General features: G+C 62.7%; 6 protein-coding genes. 4 read left to right on the top strand and 2 right to left on the bottom strand.

All coding sequences use genetic code 11. The features are described from left to right. Nucleotides 1-790: class 1 fructose-bisphosphatase (locus tag ACTJGZ_RS08655; protein WP_441662533.1), on the bottom strand; the 790-nt coding region annotated here is incomplete at its 3' end. Between the two features lie 37 nt (nt 791-827). Next, complete coding sequence (pepN, locus tag ACTJGZ_RS08650; protein ID WP_441662532.1) at nt 828-3,536, bottom strand: aminopeptidase N; 2,709 nt, start codon at nt 3,534-3,536, stop codon at nt 828-830. A 221-nt stretch (nt 3,537-3,757) separates the two neighbouring features. On the opposite strand from pepN, the gene ACTJGZ_RS08645 reads away from it, so the two are divergent. From ACTJGZ_RS08645 to aroG, 4 genes are all read left to right on the top strand, one after another. Next, a complete protein-coding gene (locus tag ACTJGZ_RS08645) occupies nt 3,758-4,402 on the top strand; it encodes a DUF4136 domain-containing protein (RefSeq protein ID WP_441662531.1) in 645 nt (214 codons plus the stop codon). A gap of 125 nt (nt 4,403-4,527) precedes the next feature. After that, nucleotides 4,528-5,361: a carbon-nitrogen hydrolase family protein gene (locus ACTJGZ_RS08640; protein WP_441662530.1), complete on the top strand. Its 834-nt coding sequence runs from the start codon at nt 4,528-4,530 to the stop codon at nt 5,359-5,361. Between the two features lie 80 nt (nt 5,362-5,441). Then, nucleotides 5,442-6,899 (top strand): metalloprotease TldD, encoded by a 1,458-nt coding sequence (gene tldD, locus ACTJGZ_RS08635; RefSeq protein ID WP_441662529.1) that lies wholly within the window; start codon nt 5,442-5,444, stop codon nt 6,897-6,899. 355 nt (nt 6,900-7,254) lie between these two features. Then, a complete protein-coding gene (gene aroG, locus ACTJGZ_RS08630; protein ID WP_441662528.1) occupies nt 7,255-8,316 on the top strand; it encodes a 3-deoxy-7-phosphoheptulonate synthase AroG in 1,062 nt (353 codons plus the stop codon). The last annotated feature ends 94 nt before the right edge of the window (nt 8,317-8,410 follow it).

The raw sequence follows: 8,410 nt of genomic DNA, 5'->3' as shown, positions 1-8,410 counted from the left end.
AGGGGTACATGAAAATGCCGCCGCGCATCAGAATGCGGTGGACATCCGCCACCATGGAGGCGACCCAGCGCATATTGAAATTCTTGCCGCGCGCGCCGGTTTCGCCCGCCAGGCATTCGTCGATATAGCGCTTGACGGGGGCATCCCAGTGGCGCTGGTTCGACATATTGATGGCAAATTCCTTGGTGTCAGCCGGAATCTGGATATTGTCGTGCGTCAGCACCCAGGCGCCGATGTCGCGGTCCAGCGTGAAACCCACCACGCCATGGCCGAAAGTCAGCACCAGCAGGGTTTGCGGGCCGTAAACGGCGTAGCCGGCGGCAACCTGTTGCGTGCCAGCTTGCAGAAAGTCGGCTTCGGTGGCGTCCTGGCCGCCCTTGGCCGTTTTCAGGATAGAGAAAATGGTGCCGATAGAGACGTTGACGTCGATATTGGACGAGCCATCCAGCGGATCGAACAACAGCAGGTATTCGCCCTTAGGATAGTGACTGGGGATCTTGCGGATGGTGTCCATTTCCTCGGACGCCATGGCGGCCAGGCAGCCGCCCCATTCATTGGCTTCGATCAGGATATCGTTGGACATGACGTCCAGCTTCTTTTGCACTTCGCCCTGGACGTTTTCGCTTTCCAGGCTGCCCAGCACGCCGCCCAGCGCGCCTTTGCCGACCGAGTGGGAGATGCTTTTGCAGGCGCGGCTGACGGTCTCGACCAGCTGGCGCAAGGCCTCAGGCACGCACTGATGGTCGCGCTGCTGCTCGATCATGTATTGAGTCAGGGTTTTACGGGACATGATGTTCCAGAAAATAGTGAAAACAAAAAATGAAAATTCAAAGCGACAAGGCCTTGGCCGTGATCTCGTCAACATTGCGCGAGAGCGGCTGATGGGCGCGGACGCGTTCGATCGCGGCCCGCATCGGCGCGCTCAGGGCAGGCGCATGGGCAGCCCAGCTATCCAGCGTCCGCGCCAGGCGGGCGGCGATTTCAGGGTTGATGGCATCCAGCGCGAGCACCTGTTCGGCCCAGAAGTCGTAGCCTGCGCCATCGGCCTGGTGCAGCCCGGACGCATTATTGAGGCAGAACTGGAAGACCAGCGAGCGCGCGCGGTTGGGGTTGCGCAGCGTGAAAGCCGGGTGGGCCAGCAGGCGCCGCGCGGCGGCGACATCCGTGGCGCGTGAGCTGGCTTGCAAGGCAAACCATTTATCTACCACGAGCGGGTCATGCTGCCAGGTTTCGTAGAACGCGGCCAGACGCTGTTCGGTGGCCGCATCCCGGCTGTCGTTGACCAGCGCGGTGAGCGCAGCCAGGCCGTCGGTCATATTGCTCGCGGCATCGTATTGGGCCAGCGCCAGGTCGCGCGCGCCTTCAGCCTGACCGGCCAGCAGATAGGCCAGCGCCAGGTTGCGCAAGGCCCGCTTGCCAGCGGAGGGCGCGTCGGGAGAGTAAGGGCCGGTGACGGCATTGGCTTCATAGGCGGCCTGCCAGAGCGGCGCCAGGGTGCGGCCCAGTTCGGCGCGCAGGAAATCACGCGCGGCGGCCACGGCTGGCGGGTCCATTTTATCCATGCGCTGCGCCAGGGTCTTTTCCGAGGGCAGGGCGAGAGCGCGGGCGCGGTAACCCGCGTCCAGGTTGGGGGCGCTCAGCTGGGCGCGCCAGGCTTCAATAAAGACCGGGTCTGCGCGCAGGGTTTCGCCCGCGCGCAGGCGGGCGGCATTGGCCAGCACCTGGCGCGCCGCCAGTTCCTGGCCCGCTTCCCAGCGTGCGAATGGGTTGCCGTCGTGGGCCGACAACAGCGCCAGATCGGCGTCCAGCCAATCGTAGTCAACGATGACCGGCGCCGAGAAATTGCGCAGCAGTGACGGCGTAGGCGCGGCGTCCATGTTTTCAAAGCGCCACGCTTGGCGGGCTTCGGTGAGTTCCAGCAGGAACGTATCGGCCTGCTGGCCGTCCAGCGTAGGCGTCAGGGCCTGGCCGTCAGCGGCGATAAAGCCGATGGCGAAGGGAATGTGCAAAGGCGCCTTGGTGAAACCGGCGCCGCGTTCTTTTTCCACGCCAACTGGCGGATTGCTTTGCGACAGCGTGACAACGCAGCTGCGGCTGGCCGCGTCGTAGTCCAGGGCGACGCGCACACGCGGCGTGCCGGCCTGCTCATACCAGCGGCGGAATACCGCCAGGTCTTTGCCGGGGTGCAGGCGCTTATAGACCGATTCCATCGCGTTGACGAAGTCATCGCAGGTGACGGCCTGGCCGTCATGGCGCCGGAAGTATTCGCGTATGCCTTCCTGGAAGCCGGCTTCGCCCAGCAGCGTATGCTGCATGCGGATGACCTCCGCCCCTTTTTCATAGACGGTGGCCGTGTAGAAATTGCCGATTTCCTGGTAGCTGTCCGGGCGGATCGGGTGCGCCATGGGGCCGGCGTCTTCCGGGAATTGCGCGGCGCGCAGCACGGTCACGTCATCAATGCGCTTGATGGTACGGGCGCTGGCGGCTGCGTCGGCATCCAGGCCGGCGGCCATCATGTCGGCGGTGAATTCCTGATCGCGGAACACGGTCAGGCCTTCCTTCAGGCTGAGCTGGAACCAGTCGCGGCAGGTGACGCGGTTGCCTGTCCAGTTATGGAAGTATTCGTGGCCGATGACGGCTTCGATCGCGCGGTAATTGGCGTCGGTGGCGGTCTGCGGGTCGGCCAGCACATAGGCGGCATTGAATACGTTCAGGCCTTTGTTTTCCATGGCCCCCATGTTGAAGTCGCGCGCGGCGACGATCATGAAGCGGTCCAGGTCCAGTTCCAGCCCGAAACGCTGCTCGTCCCAGCGCACCGAACGTTCCAGCGATTCCAGCGCCCAGGCGGTTTGCGTGCCCGAACCCGGGTCGGCATACACCTGCAGCAGGGCATCCCGGCCGCTGCGCGTGCGCAGCGTGCTTTCACGGCAATCGAAGTTGCCCGCAACCAGGGCAAACAGGTAGCTGGGTTTGGGGTGCGGGTCTTCCCAGACCGCCTGGTGGCGCCCGTCAATCAGCGTGGTCGTGGCGATCAGGTTGCCATTGGAGAGCAGCAAGGGGTAGTCGGTGCGGTTGGCGCGCAGGGTGACCCGATAGCGGGACATGACGTCGGGCCGGTCCGCGAACCAGGTAATACGGCGAAAACCTTCAGCCTCGCACTGAGTGAACAGGCTGGTGCCGGACACATACAGCCCCATCAGCGTGGTGTTCTGGGCCGGGTGGCACAGGCTGGTGATTTGCACCAGGGCATCGGCCGGCAGGCCGTGGATGCTCAGGGTGCCGCTGGCGCCATCAAGCCGGTAATGTTCGGCATCGAGCAACTGGCCATCGACATGAATGGCGTGCAGCATCAGCGCTTCGCCGTCCAGCACCAGCGGACTGTCTGCCGGGGCGTCCGGGCGGCGCGTAACGCGCATGCGGGAAACGACCCGGGTGGCCTGCGCGGCCAGGTCGAACTCGAGTTCGATGGACGGAATCAGGAAAGGATAGGGCTGGTAATCCTGACGCAGGATTGTGGTCGAGCTGGCGTGGCGCATAGCGATGTCATCATGCTTAAGATTGAACCGCTACATTGTAGTCGCCCGCGCGCCGGAACTGTGGCGGGCGGCAATAGCGGCATGCGCCTGCCGGGCCGGGCGAAAACTTTTTCAGCCTGGCGCTGTCATAGTCATAGAAAATATTCAGTCACTCAGTTCAGTGACTCAGTTAAGTCATTCAGTTAAGTTACTCAGGCACCAAGGTGCCAGGAGGTATCGTCATGTCCCGTACAACAGCGTTTTCGTCCGGCAGCCGCTGGGCCGCCTGGCGTCTGGGGCTGGGCCTGGCTGTGTTCCTGTTGGCGGGGTGCGCTTCCAGCATTTCCGCCAGGGTGACAAGCTTCCAGCAGTGGTCGGACAGCTATGAAGGGCAGGCCTATGAAATTTCCACGCCTGAACAAAGCCGCGGCAACCTGGAATACGCATCGTATTCCGACATGTTGCGCTCCGCCTTGGGGGCGACCGGGCTGGTAGAAGCCCGCGAGGGCACGCCGGCACGTTTTCTGGTCAGTTTCGACTATCAGGTCAAGCCAGTGACGGCGCTGGTTGAAGAACCCGTTTGGTGGGGGATGGGCCAGCCAGGCTTCCGGCCGCGTTTCTATGGGCCGGGTTATGGCTATGGCTACTGGGGCGGGCCGCCTGAGTGGGTGGCGCGTCCGGTGTCCGCCAAGGAATATCGCCTGACGGTCACGATACGCGACAAAGATCAGCAGAATCACGAGGTTTACCGTTCGACGGCCGAGCATCTGGGCGCTGGGGATTCGGAAAACCTGGAAGTGGCGCCCTACCTCTTCCATGCTGTTTTCGATCATTTCCCGGGCAATAACGGCCAGATCCGGCGGGTGAATTACCAATTGGGCGGTTAGCCGCTGCGGCTGCCGGCGCAGGGAACCTGCTACGATCCTGACGGTGTGCTGGCGGCTCTGAACGCTGGCGGCAGGCTGTGCTGCGCGCGCGGCCTGTCTTGATCGCATCTCCCGGGGGAAATGGCATGTCGGAAATTGCAGCTGCTGCGGCGGCAAATACAGCCTTGCCGGTTGCAGGCATCCAAATGGTGTCCACGCCTGATGTTCAGGAAAACCTGGCGCAGGCAGAAGCCTTGATTGCGCAGGCGGCGGCTGGCGGCGCCCGGCTGGTGGCCTTGCCGGAATACTTTTGCCTGATCGGGCTGAAGGACGAGGACAAGCTGGCAATCATCGAAGAAGATGGCGCCGGGCCGCTGCAGGCATTCTTGTCGGAGCAGGCGCGCCGGCATGGGATCTGGCTGGCGGGCGGCACCATTCCGCTGGCAACGGGAGACGCGGGGCGCCTGTTCAATGCCCAGCTGGTTTACGGCCCGGATGGCAGCCGCGTGCAGCGCTATGACAAAATCCATCTATTCAGCTTTACACGGGGGCAGGAATCCTACGATGAGTCGCGAGTGATACGCGCGGGCACGGAGGTGCGTACTTTCGAGACGCCTGCCGGACGTGTCGGCCTTTCGACCTGTTACGATCTGCGTTTCCCTGAAATGTACCGGGCCATGGGCGGGGTCAGCCTGCTGCTGGTGCCAGCGGCGTTTACCTACACGACCGGCAAGGCGCACTGGGAACTTTTGCTGCGCGCGCGCGCCGTGGAAAATCAATGCTATGTGCTGGCGCCAGCGCAGGGCGGGCGTCATGCCAGCGGCCGCCGTACCTGGGGCCATGCCATGCTGATCGACCCCTGGGGGGAGATCGTCGATGTGCTGGAAGAAGGGCCGGGAGTCGTCAGCGGCGTGGTGGATCCGGCGCGTATCGCTAGCATCCGCACCGATTTGCCGGCCTTGCGCCATCGCGTATTGTGAACGCTCGCCAGGGGGCATGGCAGATCATGCCCGGGATGGCGGACGGCGCCGGACGGCCAAATTAATTGCTTGAAGAGTCTATGAAACGAACAGATCCCGGGCTGGACGCCCTCAATACCGCCAGGTCCATCTTGCTGGATCCCTGGGGCTTGGATGAAAGCCATCTGGCGCGCGCCTTGGGTGAAATTTTCACGCATCGCGTCGATTATGCCGATCTTTACTTTCAGCATACCCGCAGCGAAGGGTGGAGCCTGGAAGAAGGCGTCGTCAAGAGCGGCAGTTTTTCCATTGAGCAAGGCGTGGGCGTGCGTGCCATTGCGGGCGAAAAAACCGCATTCGCCTATTCCGACCATCTGTCTGCCGAGGCCTTGCTGGCCTCCGCCCGCACGGTGCGCGGCATTGCGCGCCGGGGGGCGGGACGGCAGCAGGTCGTGACTGGCGACGCCGCGCCGGGCCGGGCGCTGTATCCGGCGCTGGACCCTTTGCTGACCCTGGACGCGCCTGACAAGGTTGCCTTGCTGGAGCGGGTCGAACGCATGGCACGGGCGCGTGACCCGCGTGTGATACAGGTTATGGCCAGCCTGGGGGCCGAGCATGACGTGATTCTGGTGGCGGGCAGCGATGGCCGCCTGGTGGCCGACGTCCGGCCGCTGGTGCGTTTGTCGGTCAGCGTGATTGCCGAGCATCAGGGCCGCAGGGAAATTGGCCATGGCGGCGGCGGCGGGCGCGCCGGTCTGGCGTATTTCACGGATGCCGTCTTGCAAGGCTATGTGGAGCACGCCGTGCATGAAGCGCTGGTCAACCTGGAAGCGCGCCCGGCACCGGCCGGGGAAATGACGGTGGTCATGGGGCCGGGCTGGCCGGGCATCCTGCTGCACGAAGCCGTGGGCCACGGCCTGGAAGGCGACTTCAACCGCAAGGGTTCCAGCGTGTTTGCCGGCCGGGTCGGGGAGCGCGTTGCCGCCAAGGGGGTGACTGTGGTGGACGACGGCACCCTGGATGGCCGCCGCGGTTCCTTGAATGTCGATGACGAAGGCAATGCGACACAAAGCAACGTGCTGATCGAAGACGGCATTTTGCGCGGGTATATGCAGGATTCGCTCAATGCGCGTCTGATGGATGTGCCGCTGACCGGCAATGGGCGGCGGGAGTCCTATGCCTATCTGCCCATGCCGCGCATGACCAACACGTATATGCTGGGCGGCCAGACGCCGCCGGAAGAAATCATTGCTTCGGTGAAGAAAGGCTTGTACGCCGTCAATTTTGGCGGCGGGCAGGTGGACATCACCAGCGGCAAGTTCGTGTTCTCCGCATCGGAAGCGTACATGATCGAAGACGGCAAAGTGACATACCCGGTCAAGGGCGCGACGCTGATCGGCAACGGGCCGGATGCCATGAACCGGATCAGCCTGATCGGCAACGACATGTCGCTTGATAGCGGTGTGGGAACCTGTGGCAAGGAAGGCCAGAGCGTGCCGGTGGGCGTCGGCATGCCGACTTTGCGCATGGATGGGCTGACTGTGGGCGGCACTGCCTGATTGGTCTGCTGTTGGCGCGGGGGCCGGGGCGGCCCCTGGCAGCTGGCGATGACAAATATGGCGGCGCGGCCGCCATATTTGTATTTTCACCACGTTTAATAAAAACTAATGAAAGAGTGCGAAATGAGGGCTTGCAGCCGATTTTTTTGTGCTACGATAAATCGCATGAACATCCTCAATGCACGATTTTATTTTGCGTACTATTTTCCGATGCCGCTGGCGGAGGAAGGGACGCGTCGTACCTGAGGTTTTCTACCCGTTTCCCTGAAAAAGCCGCCAGCACTGTCTGGCGGCTTTTTTTCGTATGTCGTCGGGCGCAGTTGGCGCAGAAATTATCTCAAACAAGGAGTCTTCCGTGTCTCACAATACCGATGACCTGCGGATCAAAGAAATCATGGAACTGGCCACACCAGCTGAGGTAATCAGCGAATTGCCGTGTTCGGCACGAGCTTCCACAGTGGTTCATGATGCGCGCCAGGCGATGCACCGCATTCTGCATGGCGCAGACGACAGGCTGGTGGTCGTGATTGGCCCATGTTCCATTCACGATCCCGCCGCCGCGCTGGAATATGCCCGCCGCCTGCAACCGGTTCGCGAAAAGCTCGCCGACCATCTGGAAATCGTGATGCGCGTGTACTTCGAAAAGCCGCGTACCACGGTGGGCTGGAAGGGGTTGATCAATGATCCCGGCCTGGACGGCAGCTTCAATATCAATGCTGGCCTGCGCCTGGCACGCCGCCTGCTGCTGGAAATCAATGAGCTGGGCATGCCCGCCGGCTGCGAATTCCTGGACATGATTACGCCGCAGTACATTGCGGATCTGGTGGCCTGGGGCGCGATTGGCGCGCGCACCACGGAAAGCCAGGTGCACCGTGAGTTGTCTTCCGGCCTGTCATGCCCGGTGGGTTTCAAGAACGGGACCGATGGCAACGTCAAAATTGCGCTGGACGCTATTCGCGCCGCTTCGCAGCCGCACCACTTTCTGTCTGTGACCAAGGGCGGCCGTTCTGCCATCGTGCGGACAGCAGGCAATGATGATTGCCATGTGATTCTGCGCGGCGGCAAACAGCCCAACTATGACCACGCCAGCGTCGAAGCCGCCAGCGCGCTGATGCGGGCCAATGGGCTGGAACCGCGCATCATGATTGATGCCAGCCATGCCAACAGCAGCAAAAAACCGGAAAACCAGCCCTTGGTCGTGGCGGATATCGCGGCGCAGGTGGGCGCAGGGGATGGCCGGCTGGTCGGGGTCATGGTGGAGAGCAATCTCGTGGCAGGACGCCAGGATCTGGAAGAGGGCAAATCGCTGGTCTATGGCCAGAGCATTACCGACGGCTGCATAGGCTGGGATGAGTCGCTGGCGGTGCTGGAACAACTGGCGGCGGCAGTGCATGCACGCCGCGAAGTCTTGGTTTAAAAGTGCTATCCTAAACGCTACCTGTCCACGCGGGGGCAACCCTGCGGCACGGGCCCGTTTCCTGCGGGGAGGCTCAGGCGCAGAAAAATATCCT

It is taken from the genome of Kerstersia sp., assembly GCF_052103615.1.
In the GTDB taxonomy this organism is placed as follows: Bacteria; Pseudomonadota; Gammaproteobacteria; order Burkholderiales; family Burkholderiaceae_B; genus Kerstersia.
The sequence above is the reverse complement of the archived record's forward strand: the minus strand, read 5'-3'. Positions and strand labels throughout refer to the sequence as shown.

Excerpts from the sequence above, each read along its gene's own strand:
- pepN (WP_441662532.1), bottom strand. The coding sequence starts at position 3,536 with ATGCGCCACGCCAGCTCGACCACAATCCTGCGTCAGGATTACCAGCCC.
- ACTJGZ_RS08645 (WP_441662531.1), top strand. The coding sequence starts at position 3,758 with ATGTCCCGTACAACAGCGTTTTCGTCCGGCAGCCGCTGGGCCGCCTGG.
- ACTJGZ_RS08640 (WP_441662530.1), top strand. The coding sequence starts at position 4,528 with ATGTCGGAAATTGCAGCTGCTGCGGCGGCAAATACAGCCTTGCCGGTT.
- tldD (WP_441662529.1), top strand. The coding sequence starts at position 5,442 with ATGAAACGAACAGATCCCGGGCTGGACGCCCTCAATACCGCCAGGTCC.